The organism is Tamaricihabitans halophyticus, assembly GCF_004340875.1.
In the GTDB taxonomy this organism is placed as follows: Bacteria; Actinomycetota; Actinomycetes; order Mycobacteriales; family Pseudonocardiaceae; genus Tamaricihabitans; species Tamaricihabitans halophyticus.
The window spans coordinates 1,093,245-1,110,713 of the sequence record NZ_SLXQ01000001.1 but is presented as its reverse complement, the minus strand read 5'-3'; the positions used below and the strand labels follow the sequence as shown (position 1 = coordinate 1,110,713).

The following is a 17,469-nucleotide window of genomic DNA, read 5'->3' as shown; positions in this document are numbered from 1 at the left end:
TGCCGAACGGGCCTGCGACCGGCACGGTCCAGCTGTTCACATATCGTTCGGATGCTTACCGGTGCGCCCGTGTTCATCATCGAGCGCGCAGATCTCCACGATGTCATCGGACTCCAGTGCGAAGTCGAAGACATCGAAGTTCTCCGCGATCCGGCTGGGGGTAACCGATTTCGGGATCGCCACATTGCCGATGTCCAGGTGCCAGCGCAGCACGATCTGACTTGGCGTCTTGTCGTACTTCTTGGCCAGCCGGACCAGCATCGGGTCGGTCAGCACGTTGCCCCTTGCCAGTGGCGCCCATGCTTCGGTGACCACACCGAGCTCATCGTGCGCATCGCGCAGCGCGCGCTGCTGGAACAGTGGATGTAGCTCGACCTGATTGATCGCCGGCGCGACGCCGGTCTCCTCGACCAGCCTGCGCAGGTGCTCCGGTTCGAAATTGGACACACCCACGGCGCGCACCCGGCCGGAACGCCGCAGTTCGAGCAGCGCTCGCCAGGTCTCCACATAGCGATCGGTACTCGGCACCGGCCAGTGAATCAGGAACAGGTCAAGGTAATCGAGGCCGAGCTCGGATTCGCTGCGTTCGAATGCGCGGATCGCCTCGTCGTAGCCGTGTGCGTCATTCCACAATTTAGTCGTGACGAAAATGTCTTCGCGGGCCACTCCGCTGGCCCGAATAGCGGCGCCGACCTCCCGTTCGTTCTGGTAAAGGGTCGCCGTGTCAATCGCGCGATACCCCGTTTCGATGGCGGCGCGCACACTCGCCTCGGTCTCGTCCGGCGGCACCTTGTATACGCCGAAACCGAGTTGCGGGATTTCCACCGCGTCGCCAAGCTTGATCGTCGGAGTGTTGCTCATACGCCCATTCTGGCGGTCCAACACGGAGTTGGCGGCCCGCGGCGGCCCTCAAGTGGCGAACGCCATGTCATCCGGTCGAGCGGAGATCACAGCGTAACAAGCATTTTGCCGATGTTTTCCCCGCGCATCATGTCCAGCAGTGCCTGCGGCGCCGCGCGGAGCCCATGCCGCACGGTTTCCCGATGGGTGATCGAACCGTCCCTGAGTAGCGCGCCGACATCGCGGAGGAAATCCGCTCGCCGCTCCGGATGGTCGATCACGATGAAGCCGCGCAGGCTCAGCCGTTTCGAAACGATGAAAAACAAATTCCGCGGGCCGGGTGGTGGCTGCTCGGCGTTGTATGCGGAAATCGCGCCGCAGCAAGCGATTCTGCCAAAATCGCGCATAACACCCAAAGCCGCTTCGAGGTGGTCCCCGCCAACATTGTCGAAGTAAACATCAATACCGTCCGGTGCCGCCGCGGCCAGCTGCTCGGCCACCGGGCCGTCCTTGTAATTGAACGCGGCATCGAAGCCAAGATCAGCAACGAGATGCCGGACCTTCTCCGCCGAGCCCGCGCTGCCGATCACCCTGGCCGCTCCGTACCGCTTGGCCAGCTGGCCGGCGATGGAGCCGACCGCGCCGGCCGCGCCCGAGATGAACACGGTGTCGCCCGCACGGAACTGGGCGATATCGAGCAGCCCGACGTAGGCGGTCATCCCCGTCATCCCGAGGACGCCAAGATAGGCGCTCAGTGGTGCCTCGGTCGGGTCCACCCGGATCGCCGCATCGGCATCCACCACGGCGTACTCCCGCCAGCCGAGCCGGTGCACGACGTGCTCGCCAACCGCGAAGTCGGGTGCCTCCGAAGCCACGATCTCGCCGGCGGCGCCGCCTTCGAGTGGTTTGCCGAGCTGGAACGGCGGTACGTAGGAGCGGCGATCAACCATCCGGCCGCGCATCGAAGGATCCACACTCATCACCGCGTTGCGGACCACCAGCTGGCCGGGACCAGGGGTGGGCACGGGGACTTCGGCGAACTCGAAGGTGTTCTCGGTTGGCCAACCATGTGGGCGCTCGGCGAGGCGAACTTCCAGACCAGTAGTCATCTCACCGAGCATGGCCGCCCACCCGGTTGACCGCAAGATCCCTGGCGAACGCGGTCAGGCGACCGCTTCGGCGCGTTGCACGCGGCGCTGTTCGGCGGGATCGCTCGGATCTTTGATCCGGGTGGAGAGCAACGCAACCAGGAGATAGAGCACGGAGAAGGAGATCGCCACGCCGCCACCGCCGAACAGCGGGTAGAGCAGCGTGACCATCAGTGGTCCAAGGAAAGCGGCGGTACCGGCGCCGAAGTTGAGCACGGCAAGCGCGGCGCCCTTGTCCTTAGCCGGCACCATCGACGGCATCAGCGCGGATAGCGGTACGAAGCCCGCGAGCAGGATGCCGTAGACCGCACCGAGCGTCGCGGCCACACCGAAACTCTGCGCGCTCATCGACGTGAAGTACCAGAGCGGTGTGGCGATCGCGCAGCCGACCGCGCCGAACCAGGTAACCGTGCGCCGCCAACCGAAGTAGTCCCCGACCACCCCGAACATCAGGTTCGCCAGGATGTTCGCCGCATAGGCAACGGTGGCAAGGGAAGCCACCTCGGCGGCGCTGAGGAAGCCACCGTCATCCGCGCTCGGCCCGAAGGTGAACGGGAACATCGCGAAGAACCCGTACTGTGGCGAGGTATTGACGATCCGGGTCAGCCCGCCGGCGATCGTGCGCTTGTCCCGCCACAGGATATCCACGCCCTCGAGTAGCCGCTTCGGGCTGCGCGGATTCTGCACCGTCTCATCCGCGATCGGCAGATCCCCGTGCCGCTCCCGCACGCAGAAACATCCGATTACCCCACCGATCACCACCAACACCAGGGAAAGCACCAGGGTCGAGTACGGCGAGGCGTTGAATACGCCGATGGCGACCGCGGCAACGGCGGCACCAAGGGTCGGCAGACCACCGGTGAAGGCGAACCAGAACCAGCCGGCGACCGAGCCGCGCATCCGAACCGGGCTGGCGATCTGCGCCCAGACCAGGAAGGCGAAGGCGAACAGCGGGTAGGCACAGCCGCGGATGCCGTAGGTGGCAATGATCAACGTCGCGTTCTGCGAGGGGATCGCGATGAACAGGAAGAGCAGCTCGAAAACCACCCACCAGGCGGCGCCGAGCCACATCACCCTGCGCGGTCCCCAGATCGAGGAAAGCGTTCCGGAGAACCAGGAACCGATCATCACCGCGACGCCGTACAGCGTCACCGTGGCAAACGATGCCTGGCTACCCGGTAGCCCACCGCCGTCCGGTTGCTGCAGGAAGTCCGAAAGGTAGGTGATCTCCACGCCGTCGCCGATCATGAAGATGAACACGCCGACGAATCCCCAGACCAGCGGGCGGGGGATGCCAATGCGCTCTAGCCAGTGTCGTGTGGACATCACTGTCCTCCAGGTAGCTGAGGTATGCCGGGCGTGCTCGGCGCGAACATCATGACGGATGTGAATTTATCGCGCAAGATGTTATAACCCATGGCGCCCCCAACCGCAATATCCCCACGGAACGCGGTTTACGACCCCGGCCGGCGTGAGCCCGGGCGAACTGCGTCGAACGCGCGCTCAGTTACCGCAAGATCGGTAAAGATTGCGGTTACGGGGCGTGCTAGTCCACCTCGACCAGCTGGATGTCGGTGTGCTCGCGCATCGCGGCCAGCATGGTCTCCTCGATCGGGCCGGTGAGCAGCACATGGTCGAACTGGCTCACCGGGGTATGCCGGTGCAGCGCGTTCCTGCCCACCTTGCTGCCGTCCATCAGCAGCACGTTCACCTTGCCTGCCTCGAGCATCGCGCGTTTCATCAGCACGATCTCCTGCTCCTGGTGATAGGTCATATCCGTGGTGATCCCCGAGGTCGACTGGATGGTCAGATCCACGGAGAGGCTGCCGACCATCTCCTGCGCCGGCAGGCCGAGAAAGGAATCGTGCGTACGCGAGTACTCGCCGCCGATCCCGATCAACCGGATGTCCTCGTGCGCGCGCAGTTCCTCGGTGATCTGCCGGTAGTTGGTCACCACGGTCAGCGGCCCGATCTCCGGCAGTAGCCTGGCCACCGCGAGCGCGCTGGTCGAGTCGTCGAACATCACCGACATACCCGGGCTGATGAACCGGACCGCCTCGGCAGCAAGCGCGTTCTTCGCCGCGACATTGGTATGCAGCCGAAAGTCCGAACTGGACTCGAAAACGGTCGACGGCTGGGCGGAGACCCCGCCGTGGTACTTGCGCAGGATGCCGCGCGCGCCCAGTTCGCCGATATCCCGGTGCACGGTCATCAAACTGACCCCGGTGAGCTCGGAAAGATCGGCCGCGCTGGCGAAACCATGCGCGACGACGTGGTCCACGATCTCCTGCTGCCGCTCCTGCCGGCTCGCGCGCTTGCTCATCAGTACATCATCCTGCCTGATCTCGCCGTCCGGGTACGTGGCCCGGCAAATCCAACCTACAGGGGGTGCGTTTTAACAGTTTAGATGTTAATTTCTAAACATCAGCATGTTAGGAGTGCGCTCAGTGGTCAACGCGGTGGTGTTCGATATGGACGGGGTGCTCGTGGAAAGCGAGCACCTATGGGAGGAGTTCTGGGCCAAGTTCGCCGCCGCGCGTGGCGCGAGCTGGGGTCCGGAGCAGACCAAGAAGGTGCAGGGGATGAGCTCACCGGAGTGGTCCGCCTTCCTCGCCGAGTTCGCCGGCGCACGGGAAACCGCGGCGGAGACCGAACGCCTGGTTGTCGACGACATGATCGGCGCGCTCGAGCAGGGCCGGATCGAACTGCTGGCTGGTGCCAGGGAAATGGTGCTCGCCGCCGCGGCGCGCGGTCCGATCGCGCTGGCCTCCTCGGCCGCCCGCAGGGTGATCGACGCGGTGCTTGTGCATCACGGGATCAGCGCGAACTTCACCGCCACCGTGTCCAGCGAGGAGGTGCCGCGCGGTAAGCCGAATCCGGACGTCTACCTTGCCGCGGCAAGCCGGCTGGGGGTGGCACCAGACAACTGCCTCGCGGTGGAGGATTCGAGCAACGGCCTGCGCGCGGCAGCGGCGGCCGGGATGACCGTGCTCGCTATCCCGAATCCGCAGTACCCGCCGGCCGAGGACGCGCTCGCGCTGGCCACCTTTGCCAGTTCGGAGCACGACAAGATACGCGAGTTCCTTGTCAACGCGTTGGATGGGCAGAGTGAACCACAAGGGACGGTGACCGGACGATGACCACGGTGCTTGCCGCGGGCGATGGCTTCGTCGCCCCCGAACTATTTGTTGACGCGGTACGCGAAGCGGCGCCGGAGCGCGAGCTGACCTTCCGCACGCTGCGTACCGGATGGCCGGTGGAACCGTTCGGTCCGGTCGGCGAGGTGCACGAGGCCAGCGGAACCGAGGAGGAACTGCTGGCCGCGCTCGGCGACGCGCGGATCGCGGTCACCCAGATGGCCCCGTTCACCCGGAGGGTGATCGAGGCATCCCCGGACCTGAAACTGATCAGCGTCTGTCGCGGTGGTCCGGTCAATGTGGACATATCCGCGGCAACGAAGGCCGGCGTCGCGGTGTCCTTCGCGCCAGGTCGAAACGCGGCAGCGGCCGCGGAGTTCGCGGTCGGCATGATTCTCGCCGCACTACGGCGGATTCCCGGCTCGGACGCGGAACTCAAGGCGGGCAACTGGCGCGGTGACTACTATGCCTACGACAACGCGGGGCTCGAACTGGACGGCGCAACCGCCGGTCTCGTCGGCTACGGCGCGATCGGTGCACGGGTGGCCAGGGTGCTGCGGGCCTTCGGTGCGCGGGTCCTCGTCTACGACCCGTACACCGACCAGGCCAAGGCCGCCGTGGACGGCGTCGAACTGGTGGAGCTGGCTGACCTGCTGAGGTCCAGCTCGGTGGTGAGCCTGCACGCGCGGCTCACCCCGGAAACCACCCGGCTGCTGAACGCGGACAACCTGGCGCTGTTACCGCAAGGCGCGGCGCTGGTGAACACCGCGCGCGGCGGGCTGCTCGACTACGCGCCGTTGCCGGAACTACTGCGCAGCGGTCGGCTCGGTGCGCTCGCCCTGGACGTCTACGACGTGGAACCGCCGCCGCCGGACTGGCCGCTGCACGACGCGCCGAACGTGATCACCACGCCGCATCTCGGCGGCGCGACGAAACAGACCGCGCATCGCGCGGCCGGGATCGTCGCCGCTGACGTCGCCCGCTTCCTGCGTGGCGAACGACCCGCGCATCTGGCGAACCCGGAGGTGCTGGACGCGGGAGCCGCGTCGTGATCGTCGGGGTGGACGTGGGCACCTCGGTGACCAAGGCCCGGCTGATCGCCAGGGACGGCACCGGATCGCCGACGCACAACGCGCGCAGCACCCTGCACTACGAATCCGGCGCGCGGGTCGAGCAGGACCTCGACGAAGTGATCGACACCGTGGTGACCGTGGTGCGCGCCGCGGTCGCCGACGCGCGAAAGCTCGGCGAGCCGATCGAGGCCCTGGCGATTACCGGCCAAGGCGACGGGCTCTGGCTGCGCGACGGCAACGGACACGCGGTTGGCCGGCAGATCTCCTGGTTGGACGGTCGGGCAGCGCCAATCCTCGAGCAGTGGGCGGAAACCGGGATCACCACGGAGGTCTACCGGCGGACCGGTTCCGGGATGTTTCCCGGCAGCGCGGGACCGTTGCTCGCACATCTCGCCGAACACGAGCCGGAACGGTTGGCCCGAGCGGATGTTGCCGGCTACTGCGTGGACGCCATCGTGCAACGGTTCACCGGGGCGCGCACGGTGGACGCTTCGGACGCCTCGCTGCCGTTTCTGGACGTACCCGGCCGCGCGTACGCGGCCGAGGCACTTGAAATGTGTGGCATTGGCGAGCAACGTAGGCTACTTGCCGAACCAGCGGCGCCAGGGGCACTGTTCGCGCTCGGCGCGGAAGCGGCCGCACTGCTCGACCTGCCGTCCGGGTTGCCGGTAACCGCCGGGCCGTTCGACATTCCCGCCTGTGGTTTCGGTTGCGGGCTGAGTAAACCCGGCGACGGGAACCTGATTATCGGGACCACGCTGGCCTCCCAGGTGCTGACCGAAGAAGTGAACATCGATCCGAGCGCCGACCCTGCTGGCATGTGGCTGGCCACGCCGTACCCGGAAAAGTACCTGCGGGTGATGCCCGCGATGGTCGGCACGGCAGGCCTTGACTGGCTACTTCAGGTACTGCGGGTACAGCTGGACGAATTGGACACGCTGCTTGCCGCATCGCCGGCGGGGGCGAACGGGGTGTCCGCGCTACCGTTCCTCTCGCCATCCGGCGAGCGCGCGCCGTTCGTCGACGCGCGTGCGCGCGGCCAGCTGACCGGTCTTTCGGTGAGCACCGCACGCGCCGATCTGGTGCGCGCGCTGTGTGAGGCGGTTGCCTTCTCCGCGCGGCACTGCCTGGACACCCTCGGGCACGCCGGGGAGCTCTCCGCCTGCGGTGGTGGTGCGCGATCCGCGCAGTGGAGCCAGATCTTCGCCGATGTGATCGGTACCGATCTGCACATACCCGCGGACGACAGCGTTGGCGTGCGCGGGGCCGCCCAGCTGGCCTGGGAAGCACTCGGCGATCCGGTCGACGCGGCTGGCTGGCGGGCCGAGCGAACCGTGGTGCGCGCCAATCCGGCCAATGTGGAGTTTTACGAGCGGTGTTTCGCCGGCTATCACGACACGCTTGACCTCGCGCGAACGAGCTGGACGCAAAGGAGCGGGTGATGACAAGGGTTTTCGACGATCCAGCCAACTACACCGAGGATATGGTCACTGGGTTCGTCGCGGCGAACCAGGACTACGTGCACCAGGTCCCCGGCGGCGTGGTCCGGGCGAGCCGGCCGGATACGCCGAAGGTCGCGGTGCTCACCGGTGGCGGCTCCGGGCACTACCCCGCGTTCTGTGGCGTCGTCGGGCCCGGCTTCGCCGATGGCGCGGTGATCGGCAACATCTTCACCTCGCCGTCCGCCGAGCAGGCTTACTCCGTTGGCGTATCCGCGGAGTCGGGTGCGGGAGTGGTGTATCTCTTCGGTAACTACGCCGGCGATGTGATGAACTTCGGCCTTGCCGCGCAACGGCTCACCGAGGAAGGTATCCCCGCGCGTACCTTCGCGGTCACCGATGACGTGGCCAGCGCGCCGGTGGCGGAGAGCAGCAAGCGGCGCGGGATCGCCGGCGACTTCGTGGTGTTCAAAACGGCGTGCGCGGCGGCCGAAGAGGGCGCTTCGCTGGACGAGGTACTGCGGATCTGCGCGTATACCAACGACCGCACCCGCAGCCTGGGCGTGGCCTTCGCTGGCTGCACCATGCCGGGTGCGCACGATCCGCTGTTCACCGTGCCGGAGCGGAAGATGGGCCTGGGGCTCGGCATTCACGGCGAACCGGGCATCGCCGAACGGGATATGCCGAGCGCTTCGGAGCTGGCTCGCACGCTCGTGGATGGCGTACTCGCGGAAACCCCGGAAGGCGCGGGTAACCGTGTCGCGGTGATCCTCAATGGACTCGGCGCGACGAAGTACGAAGAGCTTTTCGTGCTGTGGGGCAAGATTTCCCGGCTGCTCACCGAAGCCGGCCTGGACGTGGTGCAACCGGACGTCGGCGAGCTGGTAACCAGCCTGGACATGGCAGGTTGCTCGCTGACCGTGACCTGGTTGGATGCCGAGCTCGAGCGGCTGTGGCAGGCGCCGGTGGATACGCCCGCATACCGCAAGGGCGCGGTACGCCAGGACCAGCTTGGCACCGGAGCGCGGCAGAACGGGCACAAGACGGAGAACCGACCCGCGGCCGGCAACCGGAACGCGGTGCCCGCGAGCGGCGGTGCGGTCGAGGTATCGCGCTGGGTGGCGTGGGCGTTGCGCTCAGCCCGCGACGTGTTGCACGAGCGGGCCGCGGAACTGGGCAAATTGGACGCCATCGCCGGCGATGGCGATCACGGCAGGGGAATGTGCAAGGGCGTGGACGCCGCGCTTGCCGCGGCCGAACGCGCCGAGAGTGCCGCCCCTGCGGCGCTGCTGGCCGCCGCAGGGGATGCCTGGGCGGCTGAGGCCGGCGGCACGTCCGGCGCGCTGTGGGGCGCTGGACTGCGGGCCGTCGGCCAGTCCTTGCCGAACGACCGGGCGCCGAGCGCGGTTGAGTTGGCTGACGGCGTCCGGGCCACACTGACCGCGGTCACCTCGCTTGGCAAAGCGGAACTCGGAGACAAGACGCTGGTGGACGCGTTGCAGCCGTTCTGCCACGCGTTCGAGCGGGAAGTGGCCGCGGGTAAGGCGATCGCGGCTTCCGCGGCGATCGCGGTAGCCGAGGCGAGTGCGGCCGCGGAGCGAACGGCCGAGCTGCGGCCGAAGGTTGGCAGGGCTCGCCCACTCGCCGAACGCAGCGTTGGCACCCCGGATCCGGGCGCGATCTCACTGAGCCTGGTACTGCGCGCAATAGCAAGTGGGGAGTAGATGTAATGACGAATGATTCCGGATGGCGGATCGTGGTCGGCAGTGACGATGCCGGACTGGACTACAAGGACGTGTTGCGACGCGACCTTGCCGAGGACCCGAGGGTCGCCGAGGTCACCGATATCGGCGTGGGCACTGCGGAACACACCGCGTACCCGCATGTCGCGGTACGGGCGGCACGGTTGGTCGCGGAAGGTAAGGCGGACCGGGCGCTGCTGATCTGTGGCACCGGGCTGGGCGTGGCGATCAGCGCCAACAAGGTGCCGGGGATTCGTGCGGTCACCGCGCATGACAGCTACTCGGTGCGCAGGGCGGTGCTGAGCAATAACGCGCAGGTGTTGTGCTTCGGCCAGCGGGTGATCGGTGTGGAGCTGGCGCGTACGCTTGCCAGCGAATGGCTGGATCACCACTTCGACGAGAGTTCGCCGTCCGCCGAGAAGGTCGCCGCGATCAGGAGCTACGAAGCGTCATGACCGACGATGCGCCGCCCCGGCTGGAACTCGCCAGGCATGGCGAGACGGTATGGCATGCGGAGAACCGTTACGCCGGGTCGAGTGATGTGGCTCTGACGGAGCGTGGTCGAAGCCAGGCCGAGCAGCTTGGTCGGTGGGCCGCTGGCCAGCCGATCACCCAGGTGCTCTGCTCGCCGCTGTCCCGCGCGGCGCGGACGGCCGAACCGGCGGCACTCTCGCTTGGACTGCCGCTGCGTACTGATGCCCGGCTGGTCGAGGTGGACTTCGGCGATGCCGAGGGGATCACGCGCGCGGAGATGGCCGAGCGGTTTCCGGACGAGTTGAGTGACTGGCTGGCCGCGCCGGCAGCGCGCGCCCTGCCCGGCGGCGAGCGGGGGGTGGCCGCGCTGGATCGGGTATGGCCGCTGATCACCGAGCTGGCCGCGCGGCCGGGGACGACGCTGGTCGTCGCGCACGGCACGCTGCTGCGGTTGGTGCTGTGCCGGTTGTTCGACCTGCCGCTGGACGCCTACCGCAGGCTGTTTCCCTCGCTCCGCAATACCGCACTGACCACCGTGGAGTTTCGCGCCGAGGGGCCCGCGCTGCTCGGCCTCAACGTGCCGCCACACGCTCCGTAACCGCGTTCTTTAGGGTTAGCGTGCTTATTGGAGCTAGCTAAGGAGGGCAACCGTGCCCAAACCGCCACTTCCACCCGAAGTCAGCGACTTTCTTGCCAAGCCGAATCCCGCGGTACTTGCTGTGGTTCGCCCGGACGGTCAGCCGGTGTCGGTGGCCACCTGGTACCTGTGGGAAGGCGGGCGAATCCTGGTGAACATGGACAGCGCGCGGCGCCGGCTGGACTACCTGCGGGCCGACCCACGGGTGACCCTCACCGTCCTCGCCGAGGACTGGCACACCCACGTCAGTCTGCAAGGCAAGGTCGTCGAGTTCCGTGCTGATCCGGAACTCGCCGATATCGATCGGCTGGCCAGGCATTTCGTCGGCAGTCAGTATCCGAACCGGGAGCGTGCGCGGATCAGCGCGTTGATCGAGGTGGACCGCTGGCTCGGCTGGGGAGCGCACCACAACACGGACCGTGCCCAGTCCGCCGCCATCTCCAGCGACAGCTGACTATTGTCCTTTATGGAGTAACGTGGAGTAAGGCGAGCCCCCGATCCAGGGGGGAGGGACCGGGGGCTCAACACCAGCCGTAACGGCTGGCGGCGTCAGCTTAGTACATACCAGTTGGGACGTGCGGGTGGCGGGTAGATCACAGCCCATCCACCGCGGCGCGATAGCCCACTTCGTCCGGCTCGCCGGCATCCTCCTCGTCGGTGACATACCCGTTGGCGATCGCCGCGGCGCCCAGCGCGGCAAGGATCTCCGTGCGCTTCTGGCCCTTTTCCTTGAGCCGTTTCACGGCAGCCCACACCTCCATCGGCTCGTCGTGCCACAGGTGCTCAGCGACTACTTCCTGGCCGAGTAGAAAGACCTTTGGATCGACGCCGTTGATCTCGCCCACGAAGTCCGGATCGGTCAAGGCTTCGTGCAGTTCCGGATGTTCCGCGACGATGAGCGTCTGCCGGTACTCGGGGTCGCGCGGGTCGAGCTCGACGATGGTGTCGTCAATCTGGACATTGTGGTCGGGTATCGCGAACGCGCGGCGGTCCAGGATGTCCCGCAGCGTGTCCACATCCGGGATTTCCTGCACATCGTCGAGGTAGTAGTCGATAACGGTCGGTTCCTCGTCGCCGAATTCGTCCTCGTCGAGGTCATCGAGTTCATCGTCTTCGCCGTCTTCGTCATCTTCGTCGGCGAACAGTGACAACTCATCGTCCTCGACATCGTCCACGGCGAGCTGCGCGAACAGATCCTCGGTGACGGTCACCAGCTCGGCGCGCGCCCCTTCGGGCAGCTCCTCGTTCGCGATGACCCAGTTGGTCCACGCGGTCAACACCCACGGCAGGATCTCCGCAAGCTCCTCGTCCAGTTCCGGTCGGCCCGGCAGGAAGTCCTCGACGAAGGTGAGCAGTTTGCGCGGGCTGGACTTGCGTGGCTGCTTCGGATCGAAGGCATAGCCGAAGCGCACCAGCAGCTCGGCGCAGTTCCTGGTCGCCGGGTCGGTCGCGTCCAGGCTCTCCGCCGCGCGGAGGAACTCCTCGAGCGTATTGCTGATCTCGGTCTCCGCGGGCACCGCGGCCGGGTCCGGGCGCGGTGCGGCCGCCGGCAGTGCCCGATACCTGGCGAGCACCAGCGCACGACTGCTGGCCACGGAGTCTTCGAACTCCTCGCCATACTCGTCGTCCAGGGTCTCAATGCCGTCGATGAGCAGCCGGCTGGCCGCTGCCGGCTGGACACTGTCCACCCGGACCGCGCCCGCGCTCTGCGCTACCCGCTCGCGCATCTCCTCGAGTGTTTCGGCGGGCTCGAGCATGGGGTACAGATCGGCCGCGATCGTCTTACCCCACTCGAAGGACAGCAGGCAGACGACTCCGTGCTGGGTACCGGCACGGTCGAAAACGCAGATCAGCGATGCGCTGTCGCCGAAGACGTCGGCGAACAGCCAGCATTCGGTTGGCTCGACCGCGCTGAGCGAGCTGCCCCACGCGGGTTCGGCAACTCCCTTACTGGCCAGCTCGTCCCCGGCGAGTTCGGCCGCCTTTCGATCGTCCTCGGTGGTTGCGACCGATTGCAGGGCGCGCAGCAAGGCCAGCGCTGCCGGCGTGCTGGTGCCCTTGGCGTAGCTGATCAGCTCGGCAGTGAAGTACGGACCATCCGCGCCCGCGAGGCGTTCGAGCCATTCGACGCCAACCAGATCCGAAGCGACTATTTCCGCGGTGATGGCGTCCGACTCGTCGGTCAGCGCGAGAAATTCTCGAATCGCTTCGGCGTATGCCTCCTGTTTCTCGGATCGCGCCGGGCGCGCGATCGCCTTTCCATCCTTTTTGCGTCCACGGCTCACCGGCGTCATGCGGACATACTGGCAAAGCCAGCGGGACAGTCGTACTTCGGTGCCGGTTGATGCTCTTAACTGGTGAAATGCCCCCTGGTGTACTCGCCGACCGTGGCGTTGCGGTCGATCGGGCCGGGGATACCCGGCACCTGGCCCTCGCTGCTGTGCTGGTGAATGGCCAGCCGCGGATGCGCCCACCCCGGGTTACCCGGGTCGCCGTTGTAACGCGCGATCCATAGCAGCACGCCGTCATCGGCCCATTCGTCTGGTCGCAGAATGTTCTGGAACCAGTTGAGATTCGCGTAGACGAGTAGGCCATTGGTGTTGGTGCGCGCGCGGAACTGGTCGCGGAAATCGCGGATGAACGCGTTGGCGTCGCCGAAACCCTCGGCTTCCATATCCAGCGCTGGCCAGATGCTGCCGGCATTGAGCAAACCGTGCTGGTTCAGGTTATTCGCGAAGTGCGCGACCTGGGCCGCGACATCGACGGGGCGCGCGAAGTGGTAACCGCCGGTGGCGATTCCCGCGCCGCGGGCACCGTTGACATGGCTGCCGACGGCCGAGTCCACATGTTCGGTGGACTCGGTCACTTTGGCGATGCTGTACGTGATGTTGTTGCCCCGTACGGCATTCCAGTCGTCCACGGCGTTCCAATGGGATACGTCGATTCCGTAGTCAGTCATGGGGACTCCCGGATCCGGTGACACGCTGGTGTTACCAATTTTCGCACCGATCGCGAATTTGGTGGGTTCTCAATCAGTGAATTCATGCCGGTAGAGCAGTGTTGCCGAGATCCGCGTACGCAGCGTTACCAATGGCTCGGCCGTGGTCCTGCCGATGTCGTCGAGGTGTTGACGAGACAGCCCCTTGCGCGTCACTATTGCGCTATAAGGAACACGCTTCTTAATACGCAACAGATCCGGAACCCCTGGCGATAACCGGCGAGCCTTCGCGCACGGTGTCGCCTCGGCGTGTCCCGGGTACCCAACGGGTACGCCCGCCAACCGCAAGGGAGCTGCCGATGAGGATCCTTGTCGCCGACGCTTTCCCGGCCGCGTCGCTCGCCGAGCTCGCCGACGGTGGGCATGAGTACGAGTATCAGCCGGACACCACCGCTGACCAGCTTGCCGAGCGGCTGACCGGCTACGACGTACTGGTAGTGCGCAGTACCAAGGTCACCGCGGCCACGATCGAGACGGCGGAATCCCTGCGGCTGATCATCCGCGCTGGCTCCGGCACCAACACGATCGACTGCGCGGCGGCCGCGGAGCGCGGCATCTATGTGTGCAATGTGCCCGGTCGTAACGCGGTAGCCGTCGCCGAGCTGACCTTTGGCCTGCTGCTCGCGCTTGATCGCAACATCCCGGACAACGTGATTGACCTGCGTGCCGGGCGGTGGGACAAGAAGCGCTATTCGCGGGCGAACGGCATTCTCGGTCGACGGATCGGCGTGGTTGGCCTTGGCCAGATCGGCCTGGCCTTCGCCGAGCGCGCCGCGGCCTTCGGTGCCAAGGTGTACGCGGTGGCCAAAGCCGAAAGGGACACGGAATCCGCGCGTCGTGCGGCCGGCGCCGGTATCGAGTTCGTGTCCGATCTGGACGAACTGGCGCGCACCTGCGATGTGCTTTCCTTCCATCTGCCCGCGGCGGAGAACACCAGGCAGCTGATCAACCGCGACCTGCTTGCCAAGGTGCCGGCTGGCGCGCTGATCCTGAACACCTCGCGTGGTGAACTTGTTGACGAGGATGCGCTGATCGAGGCGATGGAAACCAAGGGGGTGCGTGCCGGGCTGGACGTGTACGCGGATGAGCCGGGGACAGCTACGGGTCAGATCGAGTCCCGGCTTGCCAAGCATCCCAATGTGTACGGAACACACCACATCGGAGCGTCCACCGAGCAGGCTCAGCAGGCGGTCGCCGACGAGGTGGTGCGGATGATCGGCGCGTTCACCCAGGGCGCACCGCCACACTGCGTCAACCTGGCCGCGCTGGACGCGGCCCAGTTGGCTGCTGCCGGTTCCGGCGGCGCGCCGTGAGCACCGCGCACGCGGCGGTGCCCGCGCGGCAACCGGTGGACGCGCCGCGGATAGCGGTACGCCCGCCACGGGTGTTCGTGGCGAATCAGAACTACGCCGGCGCGGTGCACGAGCCGGTACCGCCGGAGCGGGTGCGGCAGCTCTGCGCCGACGGTGCGTATACCTCAGTACCGGTTCCCTCGGTCGTGGTGTACCGGGTTGGTTCGGGTGCGCACTGGCAGACCGGCGTGATCGCCGAAGTGTCTATTGAGGACTACCGGGCGGGTAGGATCCGGCGGCACGAGAGTACTCAGCCGGAGCGGGAGCGAAGGCTCGATGAGTACACCGAAGCGGCCGGTATCGAGCAGGTCCCGGTCACGCTGACCCATCCGACGCGGGCCACGCTGCGCGGGTTGCTTGCCGAGGTGGCCAGCAGTCAGCCGGACGTGCACGTAGTCGCCGGCGGGCTGGCGCATTCGGTCTGGACCAGGCACGACGCTGGGTTGGCTGATGCCGTACAGCGCGAGCTGGACGAGATCGATGCCTTGTACATCGCGGATGGACACCATCGGATGGCCGCGGCGGAACGCTATGCGAGCAGGCGCGCCACGCCTGGCTACACGATGGCCGCGCTGTTCCCCAGCGAGGAGATGCGGATTCTCGGGTATCACCGGTGCGTTACCCGGCCGGCTGGAATGTCCACACCGGACATCCTCGCCGCGCTTGCCGCGTTGCCGGGAACGGCGCGGATCGAGGAATGCGTGGCGGCGGCGCCGGCACCAGGGGCCGTCGCGGTATATCTGGACGGGCGGTGGTACCGGCTGTGGTTGCGGCCGCCGCGCGAATCGGCAACACCTCGCGATGAGCTCGATGTGGTCGTGCTGGATGAAGGCATCCTTGCCCCGCTGTTCGGGGTGACCGGGGCGGATACCCACGGCGCGCTCACGCTACTGCCGGGCGGCGGCGACAGCGCCGAGGCCGGGCGGTGGTGCGCCGCGCATGACGCGATCGGTTTCCTGCTGCACGCGCCGAGCATCGAGCAGGTGATGGCGGTTTCGGATGCGGGCATGGTGATGCCGGCGAAATCAACCTGGTTCGACCCCAAGGTGGCGGCGGGGCTGTTCGTCCGGGAACTCAGCGCAGGTTAACCCTGGCGCCAAGCGAGCCGGCAGCGCGACCATCGAATGGGTCTGAACGCCTCGCGCGGAGTTAGGCTCGGGACAACCGCCGTACGGCCAGCAACCATACGGGCCGCCGCCAGGGAACCGCCGTTTGGTCAGCCATCACCGCCAGGGCAGCCGCCGTTCGGCCAGCCGCCGTCGGGCGCTCCAGGCTATGGGCCACCCGGCGGGCCGTTCCCGCCTGGCCAGCCGATAGGCGGGCCACCCATGGGAGGGCCACCGCCGAAGAAGAAGACCGGGCTGATCATCGGCATCGTGGTGGCCGCGGTCGTGGTGCTCGGCGGCGGCACCACGGCGTTGATCCTGCTGCTCGGCGGCGGAGGAAGCGGCGACGTGCACGTTGCCGCGGACAAGCTCGTCACCGCGCTCAACGGGAGGAACGTCGCGCAGGTCGGCGAGCTCACCTGCCGCAAGCCAACCAGCGCGGAATCCGAGGCGTGGGAGCAGGTCGCCGCGTATGACCAAGCCCGATACTCGCTGGTGGGCGAGCCGCAGGTGGATGAGGATGCCGGCACCGCGACGATCACGCTCAGCTTTCCGACTGGTGGAGGCGGTAAGCAGCAGGCGGCAATCGGGTTGAACCGGAATGATGAGTTCCCGGACGGCTGGTGCACCCAGTTCGCCTGGGAGGTCTACCCCAAGCTCGCGGAGCAGCAGGGCATCCCGTAATCAGATCCCGGACACAAGTACTCAGTCCGGGCGAAAGGACACGAAACGGGCGACCCGACCTGTGACGTGGATCAGCTGATGGGCCGGGCGTGACTGGCGGAGATAGGCTCAACGTGCGAAACAGAACAGCACGAAGGGGCGTCATGACTTACCCGCCGCAGCCGCCAGGTGGCCAGCCCCCGCCGGGGCAGCCGCCGTACGGCCAGCAACCATACGGGCAGCAGCCGCCCCCTGGGCAGCAGCCGTTCGGCCAGCAGCCGCCACCAGGGCAACCGCCGTACGGCCAGCAACCGCCGGGTGACCCTGGGTATGGACCACCTGGTGGGCCGTTTCCGCCGGGCCAGCCGATGGGCGGGCCACCCATGGGAGGGCCACCGCCGAAGAAGAAGACCGGGCTGATCATCGGCATCGTGGTGGCCGCGGTCGTGGTACTTGGCGGCGGAGCGACGGCACTGATCCTGCTGCTCGGTGGCGGGGGTGGCGACGCGAAGGCTGCCGCGGACAAGCTTGCGACGGCTTTCAGCGAGAACAAGGCCGCCCCGCTCGCGGAACTCACCTGCCGGAAGCCGAACCAGGAGGAAACCGAGGCGTTCAATCAGGTCGTCGGGTCCCTGCCGGGCGAATACTCGGTCAAGAGTGAGCCTAACGTCAATGAGGACGCCGGCACCGCGACGGTGGTCCTGGTCGGCAAGCCGCCCACCGGCGGTCCCGAGCAGGAACTGCCACTGCAGCTGAAGCAGAACGATGAGTTCCCGGATGGCTGGTGCGCCCAGTTCGGCTGGGAGAACTACCCGCCGATCGTGCAGCAGGGCATCCCTTAACCGGATCGCCTTCCGGCG

At 66.9% G+C, this 17,469-nt stretch carries 18 protein-coding genes; 11 read left to right on the top strand and 7 right to left on the bottom strand.

Translation table 11 applies throughout. The features are described 5' to 3' along the window. Positions 1–36: 36 nt before the first annotated feature. The 4 genes from EV191_RS05345 to EV191_RS05330 form a co-directional block, all read right to left on the bottom strand. Positions 37–861 (bottom strand): aldo/keto reductase, encoded by an 825-nt coding sequence (locus EV191_RS05345; RefSeq protein WP_132875643.1) that lies wholly within the window; start codon positions 859–861, stop codon positions 37–39. An 86-nt stretch (positions 862–947) separates the two neighbouring features. After that, positions 948–1,949 carry an NADP-dependent oxidoreductase gene (locus EV191_RS05340; protein ID WP_132875642.1) on the bottom strand — a complete coding sequence of 334 codons (1,002 nt, stop codon included), beginning with the start codon at positions 1,947–1,949 and terminating at the stop codon, positions 948–950. A gap of 54 nt (positions 1,950–2,003) precedes the next feature. Continuing rightward, entirely contained in the window at positions 2,004–3,314 is a 1,311-nt protein-coding gene (locus EV191_RS05335) for an MFS transporter (protein WP_132875641.1), read from the bottom strand. A 220-nt stretch (positions 3,315–3,534) separates the two neighbouring features. After that, positions 3,535–4,311: a DeoR/GlpR family DNA-binding transcription regulator gene (locus EV191_RS05330; protein WP_132875640.1), complete on the bottom strand. Its 777-nt coding sequence runs from the start codon at positions 4,309–4,311 to the stop codon at positions 3,535–3,537. A 106-nt stretch (positions 4,312–4,417) separates the two neighbouring features. Between EV191_RS05330 and EV191_RS05325 the strand changes: the two genes are divergently transcribed. The 7 genes from EV191_RS05325 to EV191_RS05295 are packed head-to-tail and all read left to right on the top strand — an operon-like array spanning position 4,418 to position 10,944. Beyond that, positions 4,418–5,128 carry an HAD family hydrolase gene (locus EV191_RS05325; protein ID WP_132875639.1) on the top strand — a complete coding sequence of 237 codons (711 nt, stop codon included), beginning with the start codon at positions 4,418–4,420 and terminating at the stop codon, positions 5,126–5,128. Further along, complete coding sequence (locus tag EV191_RS05320; RefSeq protein WP_132875638.1) at positions 5,125–6,177, top strand: 2-hydroxyacid dehydrogenase; 1,053 nt, start codon at positions 5,125–5,127, stop codon at positions 6,175–6,177. The genes EV191_RS05325 and EV191_RS05320 overlap by 4 nt, the downstream gene beginning before the upstream one ends. After that, complete coding sequence (locus EV191_RS05315; RefSeq protein WP_132875637.1) at positions 6,174–7,640, top strand: FGGY-family carbohydrate kinase; 1,467 nt, start codon at positions 6,174–6,176, stop codon at positions 7,638–7,640. The genes EV191_RS05320 and EV191_RS05315 overlap by 4 nt, the downstream gene beginning before the upstream one ends. After that, positions 7,640–9,361: a dihydroxyacetone kinase family protein gene (locus EV191_RS05310; RefSeq protein WP_132875636.1), complete on the top strand. Its 1,722-nt coding sequence runs from the start codon at positions 7,640–7,642 to the stop codon at positions 9,359–9,361. The genes EV191_RS05315 and EV191_RS05310 overlap by 1 nt, the downstream gene beginning before the upstream one ends. Before the next feature lie 5 nt (positions 9,362–9,366). Then, the gene (locus EV191_RS05305) at positions 9,367–9,834 is read left to right on the top strand and encodes a ribose-5-phosphate isomerase (protein WP_132875635.1); all 468 of its coding nucleotides are present in this window, start codon (positions 9,367–9,369) and stop codon (positions 9,832–9,834) included. Then, positions 9,831–10,451, top strand: a complete 621-nt coding sequence (locus EV191_RS05300; RefSeq protein WP_132875634.1) for a histidine phosphatase family protein — start codon at positions 9,831–9,833, stop codon at positions 10,449–10,451. Before EV191_RS05305 ends, EV191_RS05300 begins: the two co-directional genes overlap by 4 nt. 52 nt (positions 10,452–10,503) lie before the next feature. Further along, positions 10,504–10,944 (top strand): TIGR03618 family F420-dependent PPOX class oxidoreductase, encoded by a 441-nt coding sequence (locus EV191_RS05295; RefSeq protein WP_132875633.1) that lies wholly within the window; start codon positions 10,504–10,506, stop codon positions 10,942–10,944. Positions 10,945–11,083: 139 nt separating this feature from the next. Here EV191_RS05295 and EV191_RS05290 read toward each other — a convergent pair whose 3' ends face one another. The 3 genes from EV191_RS05290 to EV191_RS30805 form a co-directional block, all read right to left on the bottom strand. Continuing rightward, positions 11,084–12,784, bottom strand: a complete 1,701-nt coding sequence (locus EV191_RS05290; RefSeq protein WP_132875632.1) for a hypothetical protein — start codon at positions 12,782–12,784, stop codon at positions 11,084–11,086. A gap of 56 nt (positions 12,785–12,840) precedes the next feature. Further along, on the bottom strand, positions 12,841–13,449 hold the full coding sequence (locus EV191_RS05285; RefSeq protein WP_132875631.1) for a glycoside hydrolase family 25 protein: 609 nt from the start codon (positions 13,447–13,449) through the stop codon (positions 12,841–12,843). Between the two features lie 69 nt (positions 13,450–13,518). Then, on the bottom strand, positions 13,519–13,644 hold the full coding sequence (locus EV191_RS30805; RefSeq protein WP_279388407.1) for a hypothetical protein: 126 nt from the start codon (positions 13,642–13,644) through the stop codon (positions 13,519–13,521). Positions 13,645–13,787: 143 nt separating this feature from the next. Between EV191_RS30805 and EV191_RS05280 the strand changes: the two genes are divergently transcribed. The 4 genes from EV191_RS05280 to EV191_RS05260 all read left to right on the top strand — a co-directional run bounded on the left by EV191_RS05280 (position 13,788) and on the right by EV191_RS05260 (position 17,451). Further along, the gene (locus EV191_RS05280; protein WP_132875630.1) at positions 13,788–14,801 is read left to right on the top strand and encodes an NAD(P)-dependent oxidoreductase; all 1,014 of its coding nucleotides are present in this window, start codon (positions 13,788–13,790) and stop codon (positions 14,799–14,801) included. Further along, the gene (locus tag EV191_RS05275) at positions 14,798–15,928 is read left to right on the top strand and encodes a DUF1015 family protein (protein ID WP_165912825.1); all 1,131 of its coding nucleotides are present in this window, start codon (positions 14,798–14,800) and stop codon (positions 15,926–15,928) included. The genes EV191_RS05280 and EV191_RS05275 overlap by 4 nt, the downstream gene beginning before the upstream one ends. Positions 15,929–16,168: 240 nt before the next feature. Further along, positions 16,169–16,630, top strand: coding sequence for an Rv0361 family membrane protein (locus EV191_RS05270; protein ID WP_165912767.1), 462 nt, complete (start codon positions 16,169–16,171; stop codon positions 16,628–16,630). A 143-nt stretch (positions 16,631–16,773) separates the two neighbouring features. Further along, complete coding sequence (locus EV191_RS05260) at positions 16,774–17,451, top strand: hypothetical protein (protein WP_165912766.1); 678 nt, start codon at positions 16,774–16,776, stop codon at positions 17,449–17,451. Positions 17,452–17,469 lie beyond the last annotated feature (18 nt).